The 18,793-nt window shown below is 68.8% G+C and carries 17 protein-coding genes; 11 read left to right on the plus strand and 6 right to left on the minus strand.

The window, feature by feature from the left end:
- Nucleotides 1-623 precede the first annotated feature (623 nt).
- From ACRWNM_RS17500 to ACRWNM_RS17510, 3 genes are all read right to left on the minus strand, one after another.
- Complete coding sequence (locus ACRWNM_RS17500; protein ID WP_431968714.1) at nucleotides 624-842, minus strand: hypothetical protein; 219 nt, start codon at nucleotides 840-842, stop codon at nucleotides 624-626.
- A 134-nt stretch (nucleotides 843-976) separates the two neighbouring features.
- Nucleotides 977-1,372 (minus strand): hypothetical protein, encoded by a 396-nt coding sequence (locus ACRWNM_RS17505; protein ID WP_431968716.1) that lies wholly within the window; start codon nucleotides 1,370-1,372, stop codon nucleotides 977-979.
- 199 nt (nucleotides 1,373-1,571) lie between these two features.
- On the minus strand, nucleotides 1,572-3,248 hold the full coding sequence (locus ACRWNM_RS17510; RefSeq protein ID WP_431968718.1) for a fumarate hydratase: 1,677 nt from the start codon (nucleotides 3,246-3,248) through the stop codon (nucleotides 1,572-1,574).
- A 327-nt stretch (nucleotides 3,249-3,575) separates the two neighbouring features.
- Here ACRWNM_RS17510 and ACRWNM_RS17515 point away from each other — a divergent pair, with 327 nt between their 5' ends.
- Nucleotides 3,576-4,043: a MarR family winged helix-turn-helix transcriptional regulator gene (locus ACRWNM_RS17515; protein ID WP_431968720.1), complete on the plus strand. Its 468-nt coding sequence runs from the start codon at nucleotides 3,576-3,578 to the stop codon at nucleotides 4,041-4,043.
- 7 nt (nucleotides 4,044-4,050) lie between these two features.
- On the opposite strand, the gene mftD is transcribed toward ACRWNM_RS17515, so the two are convergent.
- Nucleotides 4,051-5,259, minus strand: coding sequence for a pre-mycofactocin synthase MftD (mftD, locus tag ACRWNM_RS17520; protein ID WP_431968722.1), 1,209 nt, complete (start codon nucleotides 5,257-5,259; stop codon nucleotides 4,051-4,053).
- Nucleotides 5,256-5,960, minus strand: coding sequence for a mycofactocin biosynthesis peptidyl-dipeptidase MftE (gene mftE, locus ACRWNM_RS17525; RefSeq protein ID WP_431968724.1), 705 nt, complete (start codon nucleotides 5,958-5,960; stop codon nucleotides 5,256-5,258). Before mftE ends, mftD begins: the two co-directional genes overlap by 4 nt.
- An 85-nt stretch (nucleotides 5,961-6,045) precedes the next feature.
- Here mftE and mftR point away from each other — a divergent pair, with 85 nt between their 5' ends.
- The 6 genes from mftR (at nucleotide 6,046) to ACRWNM_RS17555 (ending at nucleotide 11,531) form a co-directional block, all read left to right on the plus strand.
- Nucleotides 6,046-6,639, plus strand: coding sequence for a mycofactocin system transcriptional regulator (gene mftR, locus ACRWNM_RS17530; RefSeq protein WP_431968726.1), 594 nt, complete (start codon nucleotides 6,046-6,048; stop codon nucleotides 6,637-6,639).
- Between the two features lie 125 nt (nucleotides 6,640-6,764).
- On the plus strand, nucleotides 6,765-7,670 hold the full coding sequence (locus ACRWNM_RS17535; RefSeq protein ID WP_431968728.1) for an STAS domain-containing protein: 906 nt from the start codon (nucleotides 6,765-6,767) through the stop codon (nucleotides 7,668-7,670).
- Between the two features lie 13 nt (nucleotides 7,671-7,683).
- A complete protein-coding gene (locus ACRWNM_RS17540) occupies nucleotides 7,684-8,073 on the plus strand; it encodes an STAS domain-containing protein (protein ID WP_067781095.1) in 390 nt (129 codons plus the stop codon).
- Entirely contained in the window at nucleotides 8,063-8,476 is a 414-nt protein-coding gene (locus ACRWNM_RS17545) for an ATP-binding protein (protein ID WP_431969100.1), read from the plus strand. The genes ACRWNM_RS17540 and ACRWNM_RS17545 overlap by 11 nt, the downstream gene beginning before the upstream one ends.
- Nucleotides 8,469-9,104, plus strand: coding sequence for a SpoIIE family protein phosphatase (locus ACRWNM_RS17550; RefSeq protein ID WP_431968730.1), 636 nt, complete (start codon nucleotides 8,469-8,471; stop codon nucleotides 9,102-9,104). The genes ACRWNM_RS17545 and ACRWNM_RS17550 overlap by 8 nt, the downstream gene beginning before the upstream one ends.
- 126 nt (nucleotides 9,105-9,230) lie before the next feature.
- Nucleotides 9,231-11,531 carry a SpoIIE family protein phosphatase gene (locus tag ACRWNM_RS17555; protein WP_431968732.1) on the plus strand — a complete coding sequence of 767 codons (2,301 nt, stop codon included), beginning with the start codon at nucleotides 9,231-9,233 and terminating at the stop codon, nucleotides 11,529-11,531.
- Between the two features lie 8 nt (nucleotides 11,532-11,539).
- Here the strand turns inward: ACRWNM_RS17555 and ACRWNM_RS17560 are convergent, their stop codons facing one another.
- Nucleotides 11,540-12,790, minus strand: coding sequence for a PucR family transcriptional regulator (locus ACRWNM_RS17560; protein WP_431968734.1), 1,251 nt, complete (start codon nucleotides 12,788-12,790; stop codon nucleotides 11,540-11,542).
- 250 nt (nucleotides 12,791-13,040) lie between these two features.
- On the opposite strand from ACRWNM_RS17560, the gene ACRWNM_RS17565 reads away from it, so the two are divergent.
- From ACRWNM_RS17565 to ACRWNM_RS17580, 4 genes are all read left to right on the plus strand, one after another.
- On the plus strand, nucleotides 13,041-14,498 hold the full coding sequence (locus tag ACRWNM_RS17565) for a class I adenylate-forming enzyme family protein (RefSeq protein ID WP_431969102.1): 1,458 nt from the start codon (nucleotides 13,041-13,043) through the stop codon (nucleotides 14,496-14,498).
- A 116-nt stretch (nucleotides 14,499-14,614) separates the two neighbouring features.
- A complete protein-coding gene (locus ACRWNM_RS17570; RefSeq protein WP_431968736.1) occupies nucleotides 14,615-16,435 on the plus strand; it encodes a DUF3556 domain-containing protein in 1,821 nt (606 codons plus the stop codon).
- A gap of 27 nt (nucleotides 16,436-16,462) precedes the next feature.
- Nucleotides 16,463-17,875: a phytoene desaturase family protein gene (locus tag ACRWNM_RS17575; protein ID WP_431968738.1), complete on the plus strand. Its 1,413-nt coding sequence runs from the start codon at nucleotides 16,463-16,465 to the stop codon at nucleotides 17,873-17,875.
- A 302-nt stretch (nucleotides 17,876-18,177) separates the two neighbouring features.
- A complete protein-coding gene (locus tag ACRWNM_RS17580) occupies nucleotides 18,178-18,564 on the plus strand; it encodes a hypothetical protein (protein ID WP_431968740.1) in 387 nt (128 codons plus the stop codon).
- Nucleotides 18,565-18,793 lie beyond the last annotated feature (229 nt).

An 18,793-nucleotide genomic window follows, 5' to 3' on the forward strand; every position in this document is an offset into this window, starting at 1 on the left:
CACCAACCCGTGCGGCACGCGGACCACCCCGCCCTCGCCCCAAAGGGCAACCACCAGCACACAACTGCCGCCCGCTCGGCAATAGGGCCTGCAAAGCTCACCCGACCCACCCGGCAGGCGGCCTGCGCACTTCGACCCCTACACCCTCACCCAGCCGAAGAACCGCACAGATCGACGGGAGAGAAATGGTTGTCCGACAACCACGTTCAGCCACGCTTTCTCTCCCGGCGAATCCATTTCTCTCCGCTCGGTAGCGAAAGGGTGGCTGGGCAACCAGAGACTGGACGGTCCCTTCGAGCGCCCCCGGGAACCCGGACAAAGTGCGCGGGCCCGCGCCACCATCGACCCCGAAACTGGCAGCGCGTGCAAGTTACCGTCAGGCACCAGGGATTTCGTGTGGATCACCTGTGGAGAGATGCCCGGCGGAGACTACATCTATCCCCCGAATCCACAGGCATGTGGATAACCAGAGGTGATAGCTTTTGGCTACATCCCGGCCCCAGATCGCCGCATCGGATCCCGAGTGCACATGCCTGGCAATCCCGATATCCACAGGAAAGATCGCTGTCCACATAGTTATCCAGTGCTGTGGATCACACTGGGGCGAGCCTGCTACCAATCCCCTACCGCGCCCGGACGACACGCACCAGCTCGCCGTCGGCGTACTCCAATCGGACACGGTCGCCGACGCGGACCGGAATGTCCGTATCCAGCAGGACATCTCGCACGCTGACGGATTCACAGGTCTCGGTGATCACCTCACCGAAGCCTCCGTCGGAATCCGGTACCCAGGTCGACACGATCGCCCACATCGGCTCGACCTTACCCCCGGCGTCGATCACGAGCGTTTTGTCCGAATCATCCCAGCCGCGAGCCCTTTTCGCTCGCGGGAGTACAACCCGAACTCGGAGAAAAGAAAAGCGCCGAGGTCGACGAGCGGCCTCGGCGCAGCGACCAACCGGTCGGCTTTCTGGGTCTAGATCGGCTCGCCCCGTTGAATCGCTTCGGTAGCTTGACGATTGCGACCGATCCGGGTGCCGATCTCCATCCGGTTGTCCCACGCGTACGCGAGCGCGGTCCTGATCTTGCGGGAGTGCAGATCGGATTGCCCGCTCAGCACGGCGATCCGGCGTTCCACCGGACCGTCCAGCTCGAGCAGCCTGGCCACCACCTCCCAGACATCGGGTCCGGCGGCCAGCGCGGCCCGCCGGTTGTGGATCGGCCCGCGGAACACGATCCCCGGGTGCTCCAACTGGTCGACCCCCTCCCGAATCAACCTGTCGAGCAGTGTGGTCGAACTGGTTCCCTCCAGTGCGGCTCGCGCGACAAGCCGTCGCCCGGCCGATTCCGAGACGCGAAACGACGTACCCATTGCCCTCCTCGGCTCGAAACTCAGCGACCTACTCGCTAAGGGTGCCCGGGAGGGCGGCGATGTCACACCGGTGATCATGGTGACATCGCCGTGTCCGCACCGCTGACCGCCTAGCGCCACAGCCGCATTCGAGAAGCGCCGCCGGACCGCAGTCTGTTCCACAGCCCCGCGAACGGCCGGAACGAAGGCGGAGGTACGCCTAGACCCGTTCCTTGGACCGGGTGCGCACCCGCAGCGCGATCGGCTTCTGCGTCTCGGCGAAGAAGTCGTTGCCCTTGTCGTCGACGACGATGAACGCGGGGAAGTCCTCGACCTCGATCTTCCAGACCGCCTCCATGCCCAGCTCGGGGTATTCCAGCACCTCGACCGACTTGATGCAGTCCAGCGCGAGCCGGGCCGCGGGGCCGCCGATGGAACCGAGGTAGAAGCCGCCGTGCTCCTTGCACGCCTTGGTCACCTGCGCCGAACGATTGCCCTTGGCCAGCATGACGAACGAGCCGCCCGCCGCCTGGAACTGATCGACGTAGGAGTCCATCCGGCCCGCGGTGGTGGGGCCGAAGGAGCCGGAGGCGTAACCGTCGGGGGTCTTGGCGGGACCGGCGTAGTAGACGGCCATGTCGCGCAGGTAGTCGGGCATCGGCTCGCCCGCGTCCAGCCGCTCCTTGATCTTGGCGTGCGCGATGTCACGGGCGACGACCAGCGGGCCGGTCAGCGAAAGCCGGGTCTTGACAGGGTATTTCGACAGTTCGGCGCGGATCTCCGACATCGGCCGGTTCAGGTCGACCTGCACGACGTCGCCGCCGAGGATCTCGTCGGTCTGCTCCGGCAGGTACTGCGCGGGCTCGCGCTCGAGCTGCTCGAGGAACACGCCCTCCGGGGTGATCTTGGCCAGCGCCTGCCGGTCGGCCGAGCAGGACACCGCGATAGCCACCGGGCAGCTGGCGCCGTGCCGGGGCAGCCGCACCACACGCACGTCGTGGCAGAAGTACTTGCCGCCGAACTGCGCGCCGATCCCGAACGACTGGGTGAGCTTGAAGACCTCTTCCTCGAGCTCGAGGTCGCGGAAGGCGTGCGCGGCGAGCGAGCCCTCGGTGGGCAGGTTGTCCAGGTAGTGCGCCGAGGCGTATTTCGCCGTCTTGAGCGCGAATTCGGCGCTGGTGCCGCCGATCACGACCGCGAGGTGGTAGGGCGGGCACGCCGCGGTGCCCAGCGAGCGGATTTTCTCGTCCAGGAACTCCAGCATCCGCGTGGGGTTCAGGATGGCCTTGGTCTCCTGGTAGAGGAAGGACTTGTTGGCCGAACCGCCGCCCTTGGCCATGAACAGGAACTTGTAGGACGGGTGCGCGGGATCGCCCTGGGTGGAATACAACTCGATCTGCGCGGGCAGGTTCGAGCCGGTGTTCTTCTCGTCCCACATGGTGATCGGAGCCAGCTGCGAGTAGCGCAGGTTCAGCTTGGTGTAGGCGTCGTAGACGCCGCGGCTGATCCATTCGGCGTCGTCGACGCCGGTGAGCACGCCCTCGGACTTCTTGCCCATCACGATGGCGGTGCCGGTGTCCTGGCACATCGGCAGGATGCCGCCCGCGGAGATGTTGACGTTCTTGAGCAGGTCGAGCGCGACGAAGCGGTCGTTGCCCGAGGACTCCGGGTCGTCGATGATCTTGCGCAGCTGACCGAGGTGCGCGGGACGCAGGTAGTGGCTGATGTCGTGCATCGCCTCGGTCGTGAGCAGCCGTAGCGCCTCGGGATCGACCTGCAGGAACGTGCGTCCGTTGTGCTCGAAGGTGCTGACGCCCTCGGTGGTCAGCAACCGGTACGGCGTGTCGTCCGCGCCGGTCGGCAGCAGATCTGAATAGCGGAATTCCGGGGCGGTCACGGATCGCACTCCTTCGGGTGGGACTGGGGCTCGAGCGGACCGTCGGCCGCAGGCGGGCTGGGCCAGGCTGGTCACAAGCACAGCGAGCCTATCCAGCGGTCCAGGACCGGCCACGGGTTAGGCAAACCTAATTGTGCAGGCGGACGCCTCACAGCCGCACCGAACCCATAGTGCGACTGTGCGACTCGGGGCCCGCGCATTGGTACGCCGCACAAAAGGTTGCACGTTCAACCCCAGTGGTGCTACCTGTCAGTCCCTACAGTTTGTCGCGCTCGACACGACCACAGCGGGGCAATTGGCTGACACGTCAGAGGCTTGGAGGCTGCCGTGACCGATCCGCAGTGGCTCGACGACGTCGAGATGCGGGCCTGGCTGGGATTCGTGCGCACGCGCGATCTCATCGCCGCCGCCGTGGGACGCGACTCGTCGCGTGAGTCGAACCTCACCTACGTCGAGTACTCGGTGCTCGCACGCCTGGCGGGTTCCGAGGACCACCGGCTGACCTTCGCCGACCTGGCCGAGGCGCTGGAGTGGTCGCAGAGCAGGCTCTCCCACCAGATCACCCGAATGGAGAAGCGCGGATTGGTGGTGCGCGAGCCGATCCCCGACGACGCGCGCCGCACCGCCGCGCGGCTCACCCCGCGCGGCGCCGCCGTGCTCGGCACCGCGGCGCCCGCGCATGTGCGCAGCGTGCGCAAGCACATGATCAACGCGCTGGACCGCGAACAGCTCAGCGCGCTGGCCGACATCTACGACACGCTGCTCTCGCACCACCGCAGACAACCTCCGGGCTGACCCGGGGTCAGGCCGACGCGGACGCCGCCTTCGCCGCGGCAGCCCCGGGCACGCCGAGCGCCCGTTCGAAGCCGTCGGGCACCACGAGGTCGCCGCGGTTCAGCTCGGTGATCGCCGTCTTGCGCAGACCGAGCAGGGCCGAGTCGATGCCGCCACGCAGGATGTCGAGCACGTTCTCCACGCCCGCCTGCCCGTTCGCGGCGAGGCCCCACAGGTAGGCGCGGCCGATCATCACCGCGCGGGCGCCGAGCGCCACCGCCTTGACCACGTCGCTGCCGCGGCGGATACCGCCGTCGAGCACCACCTCGATCTGGCCGCCGACGGCGTCGGCGATCACCGGCAGCGCCCGGATGGCGGCCGGGGTGCCGTCCAGGTTGTTGCCGCCATGGTTGGAGACCGAGATCGCGGCGACGCCCGCGTCGACGGCGCGCTGCGCGTCGTCGACCCGCATCACGCCCTTGAGCATCACCGGGCCGTCCCACTGCTCGCAGATCCAGCGCACGTCGTCCCAGTCCGGCGCGGGGGTCCCCATCCACTCGCCGTAGGCGCCGAAGAAGCCGGGGGCCGGGCCGCCGCCCACCGCCATGTTGGGCGCGGTGAGATCAGGAATGTGGCCGGAGCGGGCGTAGGTCGCCAGCCAGCGCGGGCGGGCGAGGGTCTGCGGCGCGAATTTGAGCATGGTGCGCAGGTCCAGCTTCTCCGGGATCACCGGGCTGCCCCAGTCGCGGCCGTGCGAGAAGGACCAGTCGAGCGTCAAGATGAGCCCGACCGCGCCTGCCGCCTTCGCCCGCGCCATGCGCTGCAGGATCTCGTCCTTGCCGCCGCACCAGTAGAGCTGGAAGAAGGTGGCCGGGTTCGCCGCGATCACTTCCTCGATCGGCTTGCTGGCGAAAGAGCTGAGCCCCATGGCGATACCGCGCGCGGCGGCCGCCCGCGCGACGGCTACCTCACCGTCGGGGTGCACCGCCTGCACGCCGGTCGGCGAGATCAGCACCGGCATCGACAGCGGCTGGCCGAGCACCGTGGTCGACTGGTCGCGCTCGCCGATCGGGCCCGCGACGTGCGGCGCGAAGCCGAGTTCGGTGAAAGCCTTCTGGTTCTCCTCGATGGTCTGACCGCGCTCGGAGCCCGCGATCAGCGCGCCGTACACCGATGTGGGCAGCCGCTTCTTCGCGCGGCGCTGCGCCTCGGCGACGGTTTCGAACCAGGGATTCATGATGGGAGTCCTTTCGGGGCGTGCGCCGGCCACCAGTGCCGGGTCTTCTGAGTCAGGTCGTCGGTCAATCGGGCGAGCAGGGCCCGGCCCTCCTCGGCGTGCGCGCCCTCGGGATCGCCGAGCACACCGTTCGGGCTCACCGCGCGCACTCCCCCGGCGCGCAGCAGCGGCAGCAGCTCGTCCAGCGGACGGGTGTCGCCCTTCTCCGCGCGGTCGGCGCGTACGAGATCGGGGCGCAGCGCGAGTTGCAGCGCGGTCTCGGCGCGACCCGCGTGCAAGCCGCCCGAATAATGCGGCAGGTACACCCGCACGTCACGGGATTCGCTGCGCAGCAGCTCCTCGGCGCGGCGCAGCGGGTCCAGGTTCCCGCCGTGCCCGCTCACCACGAGGACGCGGTCGAAGGTGTCGGTGGCCGAGCGGCACAACTCCACGATCACCAGCTCGAGCGCGGCCTGCCCGATGGACAGGGTGCCCGCGAATCCCGCGTGCTCGCCGCTGGATCCATACGGAATCGCCGGTGCCACAAGCACATCCGCGCGCACCGCGGCCAGCCCCGCGCAGAGCGCCGTGGCGATGTCGGTGTCGGTGGACAGCGGCAGGTGCGGTCCGTGCTGCTCGGTGGCGCCCACCGGCACGGCGAGGATCGCCCCGGTGGCGCGCGCGCCCGCCTCCGGCCATGTGAGATCCGCCATGCTGCCCATGCCAGCGAGATTAACGTCACCGACTGACATAATCAATACTTTCAGGGACTGACAAAATTAGACGGGCAGCGGCCATAATGACTCCGTGACCACGCGGACCACCCGGGGCCGACCCCGCGGCACCACCAAGCGCGAGCTCGAAGTCATCGCCATGCGCCTGTTCACCGAGCAGGGCTTCGACGACACCACCGTCGACCAGATCGCCGCCGCCGCGGGCATCAGCGGGCGCACCTTCTTCCGCTACTTCCCCACCAAGGCCGAGGTGCTCTGGCACCAGTTCGACGACGAAGTGGCCGCCCTGCGCGCGGCCTTCGCGACGGTGCCCGACGACGTGCCGATGATGACGGCCGTGCGCCGAGTCGTGGTGAACGCCAACCGCTATCGCGCCGAGGACGTGCCCGAGCTGCGCAGGCGAATGCACTTGGTGGCCACCGTGCCCGCGCTCGCCGCCACGGCGGGCGCGCACTACGACGCCTGGGAGCGCGCGGTGAGCGCCTTCGCCGGGCGACGGCTCGGCGAACCCGAGGACGGGCTCATCCCGATGGCCGTCGGCCGCACCACGCTCGCGGCGGCCCGCGCCGCCTTCGACGCCTGGTTGCGCCGGGCGGACGCCGATCTCACCGTCTACCTGGACGAGGCCCTGCTCGCCCTGGAGCGCGGATTCGTGACGACCACATGAATTGTGCGCGAGCTACCCATAGGTTTCAGCGGCAATCGGGATGGGGTATGACTAGGCTCGGACTCGGCCACGGCCGAGCGCACGACGAACCACCGACCTACCCGTCGAAAGGGGCTGGAATTTCCATGTCCGAGGTGTCCATGAGCCTTTCGGCGGACTCGCTGGCCGCGGGACCGGTAGACAACTTGCTTCCGCAGCTGGTCGAGCACCTGCGCCAGAACCGCACCGCGCTGCGCGAGGAGTGGGCGCGCCGTATCACCGATGCCCAGCTGCTCACCGCCATGACCCCGGAGGAGATCTTCTCCGAGGCCACCTCCATCTACGACAACTACGTCGAGGTGCTGGAAACCGGTAGCGTCGAGGCGCTGCAGGCCTACGCGCGCGACCTGTCCGAACGCATCATCCCGAGAGGAGTCGAGACCGACGAGGTCCTGGGCATCGTGCTCCTGCTGCGAGATGTGCTGGCCCGCTCGCTCTTCGAGAAGTACCAGTCCAACTTCGACCTGCTCAACCACGCGCTCGACGCCTACGAACCGGCCGCCAACCGCATCGCGAGCACCGTGGCCATCTCGTTCGTGCAGGAACGCGAACGCGTCATCCGCCAGCAGCAGGAAGCCATCCGCGAGCTGTCCACCCCCGTGCTCCAGGTCCGCGAACAGCTGCTGATCCTGCCCATCATCGGCGTACTCGACAGCCAGCGCGCCCGCCAGCTCACCGAACAGCTGCTCCGCGCCATCCGCCACAACCGCGCCAAGGTCGTCGTCATCGACATCACCGGCGTACCGACCATCGACTCCACCGTCGCCAACCACCTCGTCCAAACCGTCGACGCCTCCGGCCTGATGGGCGCCAGCGTGATCATCACCGGTCTGTCCTCGGAGATCGCGCTGACCCTGGTCACCATCGGCCTCGATCTGTCGAAGATGAACGCCGTCGGCGACCTCCAGGGCGGCATAGAAGAGGCCGAACGCCTACTCGGCTACGAGGTGACGCGCGTGACCGATCGAGCGGCCGAACGCGACGGACGCTGATCGAGCGCCCGCGATGCCGGTCCCCATTCTCAAGCAAGGCACCTATCTCATCGCGTCGGTCCAGTCCGCACTGACCGACGCCGACACCGAGCGCCTGCAGGACGACCTGATGAAACAGGTGAGCAGATACAGAGCGCACGGCATCATCGTCGACGTGACGGCGATCGACGTGATGGACTCCTTCGCCGCGAGATCGCTGCGCACCATCGCGCACATGACCCAGTTGCGCGGGGCGGAGACCGTCATCGTCGGACTGCAACCCGAGGTCGCGTTCGCCATGGTGCAGCTCGGACTGACCTTCGAGGACATGCACACCGCCCTCGACCTCGAAGAAGGACTGGCATGGCTGGATCGAAAATCTTCCGTACGCCGCCAGCGAGACGGTCGTGACAGTGGCCGCTGAGAACGTGGTGATCGCGGTCAAGCTGTCCGCGGACATCGTGACAGCACGACAAGCCGGACGGGAATTGGCAGCCAAACTCGGCTTCTCCCTGACCGACTGCACCATGATCTCGACGGCCATCTCCGAAATCGCCCGCAACATCACCAGTTACGCGGGCACCGGCGAAATTCGCCTGCTGGTCGACGATCGCGAGGGCCGCCAGGCGCTCGTGGTCCAGGCCAGCGATCAAGGACCCGGCATTCGCGACATCCCCCGCGCATTGGAGGACGGCTATTCGACGGGCCGCGGACTCGGGCTCGGACTGCCCGGCGCGCGACGGTTGATGGATCGGCTCACGATCGACTCCGCGCCCGGCCGCGGCACGTTGGTGGAAATGTGGAAGTGGGTACCCAACGGTGCATGAAGACGGGTTCATCGGCCGAATCGAGTGGGCGGTGGCCGGTCGGGCGTTACCGGGGCAGCACATCTCCGGTGACCGCTGCGTCGTCCTGGACGCGGGCGGCGGCGCGGTGCTGTTCGCGGTGCTCGACGGGCTCGGCCACGGCGCCGCCGCGGCGGACGCGGCCGACCGGGCCGCCCAGGTGCTCGCCGAGAACCGCTCCGAGCCTTTGGATGTGCTGATGGTGCTGTGTCATCGAGCCATGGCCGACACCCGCGGTGCCGCGGTGTCGCTGGCGCTGTTCGACGTCAAGGACACCATCTGCTGGCTCGGCGTGGGCAATGTCGATTCCCGGGTGCTCACCGCGAGCCCCGCCGGACTCACCGTGCGCGCCGCGGTCCTACTGACCGGAGGCATCGTGGGATATCGGCTACCGCAGAACCTGCAACCGCAGACCGTGCAGGTGCGCGCGGGCGATCTGCTGCTGATGACCACCGACGGCATCGTCACCGAGTCCGCCGAGGGCATCGACCTTTCCAGGTCCACCGCCGAGATCACCGCCGACATCCTGGCCCGGCACGCCAAGGACACCGACGACGCCTTGGTGCTGGCCGCCCGGCACCGCGGCGGGACCGCGAACGGGGTCTCATGAGCGAACGCAGTGAACGAATCGTGTGTCGGCGCGCTTCGCGCATGCCGGAGCCGAGCGCCTGCGAGGCGAAGGCATGAACGACGCGGCCGGGTGCAGGCGAGGCGAAGCCGGAAAGGGCGGTCGCCGATGAGCACTGTGCTGGCCGAATTCCTGGACGCCTACGCCGACGCCCTACGACGCCATCTGGACTCGCCCAGTCAGGACAGCCTGTCCGAGGGCTACGACCTCGGCCGACGCGCACTGGTCGAGGGCATCAGCCTGCTCGACCTCACCGAGAACCACTTCCGCCTGGCCACCGAGGCCGAACTGGCCGAGCGCGCGACCGAGGGCGCGCGGGAGCCGCGGATCGCCGAGACCGCGCTCGAATTCCTGTTGCAGACCCTCGCCGCGCTCGACATCGCCACCCGCGGCTACCTCGACGGCACCCGCCGCTACGAGCAACAGCGTTCGCGCGCAGACGATCTCGCGGGCCGCGACGCCTTCCGCACCGCGCTGGTCGAATCGTTGCAGGACGGGTTCTTCGTGGCCGACGCGCGCGGCACCATCGTCGAGGTGAACTCCGCCTTCGGCGCGCTCACCGGCTACGGTCCCGCCGACGTGCCGTACCCGGTGCCGCATCCGTGGTCGCTGCCCGCCGGGCCGCGCTACCCCGATCTCGGCACCGAGGCGCTGCGTTTCGTGCTGCCGATCCGGCACCGCGACGGGCGTCGGCTGTGGCTGGCGGTGAGCACCAGCGCGCTGGTCAAGCCGGAGAACAACGAGCTGATCTACGTCGGCACCATCCGCGACGTGACCGCCGAGCACGACGCGCAGGCCCGCGACCAGGCCGCCTCCCGGCTCGCCACCGCGGTGGGCGCGGCGACCAGCGTGGTCGAGGTGCTCGCGGTGGGCCTGGACGAATTGCGGCGCACCGTCGGCGCGGAGTCCGCGGTCGTCACCGTGTGGCCCAGCCGGAATGCCGACCCGGAGGTGTACGTCTCGGGATCTGTCGAGCGGCCGGGCGATTCGGCCGCAGGCGTCGAGACCGACCCCGCCGCGCTCGACAAACCCGCGCGCGCCCTGCTCGAGCGCGCCCGGCGCAGGCCGCCGCGCAGCCTGTTCGCGATCCCGGAAGGCGCGGAGAGCTCCGAGGGCATCGTCGCCCCACTCGGCGAAACCGGCGACGCCGCACTGTGGTTGCGCTTCGCCGCGCCGCGCGCGATCAGCGCCGCGGACTGGACGCTGTTCTCACTGCTGATCGGGCACCTCAGCCTGGCGGTACAGCGGGCGCGCAACTTCGATCAGGCCCGCGCCACCTCGCTCACCTTGCAGCGGGCCATGCTCGGCCCCATCGAGCTGCCGCCCCGGTTCTCGGTGCACTACGAACCGGCGCTGCCGCCGCTGGAGATCGGCGGCGACTGGTACGACGTGGTGCCGTTGCGCGACGGCACGATCGGCATCGTGGTCGGCGACTGTGTCGGCCGCGGCCTGTCCGCGGCCGTGGTGATGGGCCAATTGCGCACGGCGGGAAGGGCTTTGCTGTTGCGCGGCGCGGGCCCCGCACAGTTGCTCGCCGAGCTCGACACGGTGGCGAGCCGCATCCCCGGCGCCATGTGCACCACGGTGTGCGCCGCGGTGCTCGATCCGGTGCGCGGGCTGGTCCGCTACAGCAGTGCGGGCCACATGCCGCCGATCCTCGCCGACGTCGGCACGCCGGGCAGGCTGCTGGAGGGCGGGCGTTCGGTGCCGCTGGCCACCTTCGAGATGCCGCGCCGCCCCGAGGCCACCACCGCGCTGACGCCCGGCTCGACGCTGGTGCTGTTCACCGACGGTCTCGTCGAACAGCGCGGTGTCGACATCGACGACGGTTTCGCCAAGATCGCGGCCGTGCTCGCCGACACCGCGGGCAAACTGCCGCGCGAGGTGGCCGACGCGGTGCTCTCCCGGCTGCGTCCGGCCGCGGGTTACGACGACGACGTCGCGATGGTGGTCTACCGGCAGCCTCCCGCGCCGCTGCGCATGGACGTGCCCGCCGACGCCGACGAGCTCTCCGGCATGCGCCGCAGGCTCAAGGCCTGGTTCGCGGCCGCGGCCGTCCCGCACGATCTCGCCTCCGACCTGGTCGCCGCGGCGAACGAGGCATGCAGCAACAGCATCGAGCACGCCTACCGCAACGGCACGGCCGCGACCGAACACGTCGGGTTGAGCGCGGAATGCGACACCGAACGGGTGGTCATCGAGGTCACCGACACCGGCACCTGGAAGCCGCGCTCCGCCGATCCCGGCCATCGCGGCCGCGGCATCGACATGATGCGCGCGCTCACCGAGGAACTGGAGATCCACCACAACGGACCGGGCACGCGGGTTCGCATGTCGGTCACCCTTCCGGCGATCAAATCGCCCGTGGCGAACCCGCTGCGCGGCGCCAACCGTCGCATCGCCGGGTGACGCGACGGTCACTCCGCGGTGTCGGAGCGGCCGGAAGCCGGTGCGGTGACACCGAACTGCGCGCACACCATGAGCGCGATCTCGACGTCGAGCCGATTGGTGCCGAGCGAATGACCGAGCAGCTCTTCGGCTTTGCGCACCCGGTAGTGCACGGTGTTCTTGTGGACGTGCATGCGGGCGGCCGCGTCGGTGAGGCTGCCGCGCGCGTCCAGGTACACCTGGGCGGTCTCGCGCAGGCGGGCCGTCGACTCGTCGTCGCGCATCAGATCGCCGAGCACCCGGTGCGCCCAGGCCCGCACGTCCGGCAGGCGGTCCATCAGCAGACCGGCCACGGCGACGCGCGAGTACAGGGTCAGCTGGCGGACTTTGGCGGCGGCTACCGCCACGCCGCGCGCGCCCTGGGCGTCGTGGAACGTCTGCCGGAACCCGGCGAGCCCGAACCCGCGATCGCCGACCGCCATCCGGAGCGACGGTTGCTTGCGCAATTCGGCTTCGAGCACCGCCACGTCGAGTGAGGGCCTGCCCGTCGAGGAGATCCAGGCCCAGCAGTTGTGTTCGTCGACGAGGATCGTCAGCGGAAGCTTGCCGGTCGCGGTGGCGAGCATGCCCGCACCGGTGCGCAGCAGGTCGTAGGAGGCCGGGGAGCCGGGCGGCGTCCAGATGATCGCGGCCAGATGCCAGCCGCGCAGCGAGGTCCCCAGCATCTGTTCCGCCGAAGGCAGATCCAGCCGCTCTCCCTCCAGGACGGCCCGGACCTGCGCGGCGCGCGTCGCGTCCGAGCGCGCGTCCCAGCGCCGCCGCTCGTTCTCGTAGATGTCGATGATGCCCTCGATGACTGCGTCGATATAACGGTTGACCAGTGACGCGATCCGGCTGGTGGTCGCCAGGGCCAGTTCGGCCGATGGGTCGAGTGTCCGCAGCACGCTCATCGCCGTCTGCGCGAACATGTGCTCCCCTAGGCGATAGGCGCGCAGCAAAGCCTCCAGCGACATCCCGTGCTGGGCGAACCGGCGGGCGTACTCGGCGGCGGCGGGCGGCACGGTGAGGTCGTCGAACGAGATGCCCAGCGTCAGCAGATCGAGGATCCCGGCGAGGTTCGAGGCCGTGCTGGCCACCATCAGCCGCCGCACCTCGTCGTCGTGCCGGAACTCCGGGATCATCTCGGCGAACATCGCGGTCATGTCCGTGAGCAGCCGGGGAAGGTCGGCTTTGATGTCTTCGGCGACCTCGCGGACCGTCGACTCGACCTCGTCGTTCATGCCCGTGCCCCGCCGCCCGGCTCCGGCACGGCTGTCGCACGTCGGCCCATCGTTCTCTCACTGCATTCGCTCATCGGCCCGGACGATACTCCAGGTCAGCGGTCCGGACGGGCGCTTGCGCACTCCCTTTGTGCCACGGGCACAACACGCGGCGGAAACTCTGGGATACCGGCCCGTAGCCCTGCCCCGGCAATTTCCCTACCTTGGGAATGTAATCCCCGTCACATACGCATTCGATGGTGAGGAAATGGTGCAGCACGTAGCCGAGACACCCCGCGTCCGGGCGCTCTGGAATCCGACCGGACCCTGCCTCGCGGACGATCGCGAAGAACTCGACAACGCGAATTTCGCGCGCCGCGTTCAGACCGCCGCGACAATTCTGCACACACACGGAGTGGGGCGCGGCGACGTGGTCGCGGTGGTCTTGCCGAATCAGCTGGAATTGGTGGTCATCCTTTTCGCGGCCTGGCATCTCGGCGCCGCTGTCACCCCGGTCAAACCGGATTCGACTTTCGACGAACTGCAATACCAGATTTCGGATTGCGCCGCGAAAGTCGTGATCACCGAAGGCGGGCGCGGCCTCGAGTCGCTGGATGTGGCCGACGTGGCGGGCCCCGCCGCGACGACCACCGCGCCGGCGCCCGCGGCCGTCACCGAGGACGACGCGACCGCGCTGATCATCTACACCAGCGGCACCACCGGACAGCCGAAGGGCGTGGTGCTCGATCACTCGAACATCGCCGCCATGTGCGCCATGCTCATCGAGACGCTCGGCCTGGACGAGACCGATCACAGCCTGCTGATCCTGCCGCTGTTCCACGTCAACGGGATCGTGGTCAGCGTGCTCTCGCCGCTGCTGGCCGGGGGCAGGGCCACCATCGCCGGGCGTTTCTCCGCGTCGACCTTCTTCGACGTGATCGAACGCGTCCGGCCGACCTACTTCTCCGCGGTGCCCGCGATCTACGCCATGCTGGTGACCCAATCCCCGGAGCGGACACCGGACACCTCGTCACTTCGCCGGGTCGTGTGCGGCGCGGCGCCGATGCCCGCCGAGCTCATCGCGCGGTTCGAATCTCGTTTCGACGTACCGGTCGTCGAGGGCTACGGCCTGTCCGAGGGCACCTGCGCGTCGACCGTGAACCCGCCGGGCGGGCCGCGCAAGCCGGGCACGGTCGGGGTGCCGCTGCCCGGTCAGACGGTCGCGATCGTGGACCCCAACGGCTTCATCGCCGATCCTGGCGAGACCGGCGAGGTGGTGATCAAGGGCCCGAACGTGATGCGCGGATACCTGGGCCGCCCTGAGGCGACCGCGCAGACCGTCGTCGACGGCTGGCTGCACACCGGCGACGTCGGCTACTTCGACCAGGACGGCTACCTGGTGCTGGTCGACCGCATCAAGGACATGATCATCCGCGGCGGGGAGAACATCTACCCCAAGGAGATCGAGAACGTCCTGCACGCCCACCCGGACGTGCTCGAGGCCGCCGTGGTCGGCGCACCGCACGAGGTGCTCGGCGAGGTGCCGGTCGCGCACGTGGTCGCCATGCCGGGGACCACGGTCACCGCCTCGAACTTGCTCGAGCATTGCGGCATCTCGCTGGCCCGGGTCAAAATCCCGGTCGCCATTCATCTCACGGAAGAACTACCACGCAATCCGGTGGGCAAGATCGACAAGAGAAAATTGCGCACGATGCCGGCTCCTGCCTGAGCATCGACAGCATTCGGTAAACAAATCCACGAAGGCACAGTACGCCGTCGGAGCCACGCGCTCACGGACGTCGATGTCGTGCACCCGAAAAACGGTAGCAAGAAAGGTTCGAAACAATGGGGTTCAAAACGGGAGATTTCCCGCCCGTCGACGTCGATACATTTCTCGACAAACCACTGCGCGAGCGCATGCAGACCCTGGCGCTGCACTGGGTGGATTACGGCTTCGGCAGCCCGAGAATGATCCACACCGTCTATATCGTCAAACTCCTCGTGCTCTACATCCTGGGTGGCGCGGCGCTGGCGACCTGGACCTCCGGCGTCGGACCGGTCTGGGACGTGAGCGGCTGGTGGAACGAACCGATCGTCTACCAGAAGCTGGTGCTGTGGACCGTCCTGCTCGAGGCCATCGGCCTGGCCGGTTCCTGGGGTCCGCTCGCGGGCAAGTTCAAGCCGATGACCGGCGGAATCCTGTTCTGGGCCAGGCCGGGCACGATCCGTCTGCGGCCGTGGCGGCGCGTGCCGCTCACCAACGGCGACACCCGCACGATCCTCGACGTCGTCCTCTACCTGGCCTTCCTCGGCACGCTGCTGGTGGCGATCGCGCTGCCCGGCGTCCCGAGCGCGTCGCTGAACGCGGCGCTGCCGGGCGACACCTCCGGGCTGGTGAATCCGGCGCTGCTGATCGCGCCGATCGCGCTCTACGTGCTGTGCGGGCTGCGGGACAAGACGATCTTCCTCGCGGCGCGCGGTGAGCAGTACCTCCCCGCCTTGATCTTCTTCGCGGCGCTGCCGTTCGTCGACATGATCATCGCGGCCAAGCTGCTGATCTGCGTCGTCTGGATCGGCGCAGGCGTCTCCAAGTTCGGCATTCACTTCACGAATGTGGTTCCGCCGATGGTGTCCAACAGCCCGAGCGTGCCGTTCCGGTGGCTCGAGCGGCTGCACTACCGCGACTTCCCGCGCGACCTGCGCCCGTCCAAGGTGGCCTCGTTCCTCGCCCACGTCGGCGGGACCACGGTGGAGATCATCACGCCGCTGGTACTGCTGTTCTCGACCAATTACTGGCTGACCCTGGCCGGCGTGGTGATGATGGTGGTGTTCCACTGCTTCATCATTTCCACCTTCCCGCTGGCGGTGCCGCTGGAGTGGAACGTCTTGTTCGCCTACCTGTCGGTGTTCCTGTTCCTCGGCTATCCCGCGGCCGACGGCTATGCCGTCACCGACATGTCCTCGCCGTGGCTGGCCCTCGGCATCACCGCCGCGCTGCTGTTCTTCCCGATCCTCGGCAACCTGCGTCCGGATCTGGTGTCGTTCCTGCCGTCGATGCGGCAGTACGCGGGCAACTGGGCCTCGGCACTGTGGGCCTTCGCCCCCGGCGCGGAGGAGAAGCTGAACACACTGCCGCACCGGCCGACCGAGAATCAGCTCGACCAGTTGCAGGCCATGGGCTACCCGAAGGCCATCGCCGAGATCACCATGCAGCAGACCATCGCGTGGCGGTCCATGCACAGCCAGGGCCGCGGCCTGTTCTCGCTGCTGTACAAGCACATTCCCGAGCTCGATCGGTGGACGGTGCGCGAGGCCGAGTTCGGCTGCAACTCGCTGATCGGCTTCAACTTCGGCGACGGGCACCTGCACCACACCGATTTGATCGAGGCGGTGCAGTCCCGCGTCGGCTTCGCCCCCGGTGAGTGGATCATCGTGTGGGTGGAGTCCCAGCCGGTCCACCGCGGCACCCAGCGGTACCAGGTCATCGACGCGGCGCTCGGCGTCGTCGAGCGCGGCGAGTGGCGGGTGCGCGACGCGGTGCAGGCACAGCCGTGGCTGCCCGACGGCCCGATCCCGCACGAAGTGACCTGGCGGCGTGCCGGATACGAGGCGCCGACACTGCCCGCCGGGCCCGCGCCCGAACCCGAGCCGCAGCGCGTCGGCTGACCCGCGATCAACGGAACGGAGAGCGATATGAGCACAGCACTGGTGGTCGGCGGCGGCCCCAACGGCCTCGCGGCGGCGATCGTCCTGGCCAGGGCGGGGCTTCAGGTCACCGTGCTGGAGGCCGCCGACGAGATCGGCGGCGGCGCACGGACCCGCGAAGCGATCGTGCCCGGTCTGCTGCACGACCAGTGCTCGGCCATCCACCCGATGGCCGTCGGCTCTCCGCTCCTGCGGTCGCTCGACCTCGCCCGCTACGGGCTGACGTGGGTGTGGCCGGAGATCGACTGCGTCCACCCGCTCGACGACGGCAGCGCCGGTGTGCTGCACCGATCCGTCGCCGACACGGCCGAGGGCCTCGGCGCCGACGGCCGGGCCTGGCGGCTGCTGTTCGAACGCCCCACCGCGCGCTACGACCGCATGAGCCCGGACATCATGCGGCCGCTGCTGCGCGTGCCGCGTCATCCGTTGAGCTTGGCGCGCTTCGGGATTCCCGCGCTCGCCTCGGCCGACCTGCTCGCCGAGGCCTTCCGCACCCCGCAGGCGCGCGGTCTGTTCGGCGGCGTCGCCGCGCACGCCTTTCACCCGCTGAACCGGCCGCTCAGCGCCAGCATCGGCCTCGGCATCCTCACCGCGGGGCACGCCTACGGGTGGGCCGTCGCCGCGGGCGGATCCCAGCGCATCACCGACGCGATGGCGGCGCTGCTCAGCGATCTCGGCGGCAAGATCGAGACCGGGACGCCGGTGCGGACCGCGACCGACCTGCCCCCGGCGGACGTCGCCCTGTGGGATGTGGCGCCCACGGCCGTCGCCGACATCCTCGGCGACCGGCTGCCCGCGCGAATCAGCAAGGCCTTCCGGCGTTTTCGCTACGGACCCGGCGCCTTCAAAGTCGACTTCGCCGTCCAGGACGGAGTCCCTTGGACGGCCGAAGCCGCCCGCCGCGCGGGCACTGTGCACCTCGGCGGCAGCTACTCCGAGATCGCCGCGACCGAGCGCGACATCCACGCCGGACGGATGCCCGAGCGGCCGTTCGTGCTGGTCGGGCAGCAGTACCTGGCCGACCCACAGCGCTCGGTCGGCGACATCCACCCGATCTGGGCCTACGCCCACGTCCCGCACGGCTACACCGGCGACGCCACCGCCGCGATCATCGATCAGATCGAACGATTCGCGCCCGGCTTCCGCGACCGCGTCCTCGGCGCCGCCGTGCGCACCACCACGGAATTCGCCGACTACAACCCCAACTACGTCGGCGGCAACATCATGACCGGAGCCAAGGACATCCCCCAGCTCGTCTTCGGTCCGCGGAAAACCTTGTGGCCCTATGACATCGGCATCCCGGGTCACTACCTGTGCTCGGCCGCCACCCCACCCGGCCCCGGCGCGCACGGCATGTGTGGCGCCAACGCCGCCGAGCGCGCCCTGCGCCGCCTTCGATGAGCCGCGTGCCGACCTCGCACGGCGAAGACGCCACGAATCCGCGCAGGTCTCGGTAGTCGCCCGCCTCGACCTCGCGGTACATCTGACCGGCTCATATGAGTGACCGGATCCGGACCCCGAACCCGCGGCGACCTGGACCGGAAAGGAATCGCTCGAACGGCGAAGTGCCACGAATCACTGCTTGCCCCGCAGGACAAAATCCGAGACGCTAGCTGTGGGGAGGTCGCGCCGGGTAACACCGGGTGGACTGGGTTTCGATCGAATGGGTAGTCCTCATCCCCGTGCGCCGTGAGAGGAGGGCCATGAAGATCATCGTCCTGTTGCTGTTGGCTCCGTTCCTGTGGCCTTTCTACCTCGTCGTCTGGTGCTTCCAGGACCCCGACAAGACCAAGCAGGCCTACGCCAGGGTGCGGGAGTCGATGCGGCGGCATCCCGGCGCGTGGACGTGGGCCGTCGCGGCATTCGGTTTGCTCATCGGGATCGGCAACCTGTTCGACGCCGAGCTCGGCGGCACGGTTCTCGGCTTCGCGATCGTGGCCGGTTGTCTCGGCGTGCTGCTGAAGCTGCGCCGCAATGCCACCGCCGAGGTCGCCGCCGCACTCGCCGCCCGCGCCGACGCTCAGCATCTCGCGTACTTGCGCGGTGACGAGTGGGGGATCTACGGGACGCGGAATCGGCCCGTTCTTTGAGCCTCGTGAAGGACAGAAGCACCGCTGCCCCAAAGACGGCGAGCCCTCAGCGAAGCCACGGGCCGTCACCGGACCGAGTCCGCGGTCGATGCACGTCGGTGAGAGCCGGAACGTGCGCGAGCCGAGATGTTCCGGTATTCATGGGACCACAGGATGATCAGGCGTGCGCACTACTGCCGGGGTCAGCGGCCGGGGAACGCCGGACGACGCGACCGCCGACACCTAGCCC

Origin of the sequence: Nocardia sp. bgisy134 (assembly GCF_965341865.1) — a bacterium.
GTDB lineage: Bacteria > Actinomycetota > Actinomycetes > Mycobacteriales > Mycobacteriaceae > Nocardia.

Excerpts from the sequence above, each read along its gene's own strand:
- mftD (WP_431968722.1), bottom strand. The coding sequence starts at position 5,259 with ATGAATCCCTGGTTCGAAACCGTCGCCGAGGCGCAGCGCCGCGCGAAG.
- ACRWNM_RS17555 (WP_431968732.1), top strand. The coding sequence starts at position 9,231 with ATGAGCACTGTGCTGGCCGAATTCCTGGACGCCTACGCCGACGCCCTA.
- ACRWNM_RS17540 (WP_067781095.1), top strand. The coding sequence starts at position 7,684 with ATGCCGGTCCCCATTCTCAAGCAAGGCACCTATCTCATCGCGTCGGTC.
- ACRWNM_RS17580 (WP_431968740.1), top strand. The coding sequence starts at position 18,178 with ATGAAGATCATCGTCCTGTTGCTGTTGGCTCCGTTCCTGTGGCCTTTC.
- mftE (WP_431968724.1), bottom strand. The coding sequence starts at position 5,960 with ATGGGCAGCATGGCGGATCTCACATGGCCGGAGGCGGGCGCGCGCGCC.
- ACRWNM_RS17570 (WP_431968736.1), top strand. The coding sequence starts at position 14,615 with ATGGGGTTCAAAACGGGAGATTTCCCGCCCGTCGACGTCGATACATTT.
- ACRWNM_RS17560 (WP_431968734.1), bottom strand. The coding sequence starts at position 12,790 with ATGAACGACGAGGTCGAGTCGACGGTCCGCGAGGTCGCCGAAGACATC.
- ACRWNM_RS17535 (WP_431968728.1), top strand. The coding sequence starts at position 6,765 with ATGTCCGAGGTGTCCATGAGCCTTTCGGCGGACTCGCTGGCCGCGGGA.
- ACRWNM_RS17505 (WP_431968716.1), bottom strand. The coding sequence starts at position 1,372 with ATGGGTACGTCGTTTCGCGTCTCGGAATCGGCCGGGCGACGGCTTGTC.
- ACRWNM_RS17575 (WP_431968738.1), top strand. The coding sequence starts at position 16,463 with ATGAGCACAGCACTGGTGGTCGGCGGCGGCCCCAACGGCCTCGCGGCG.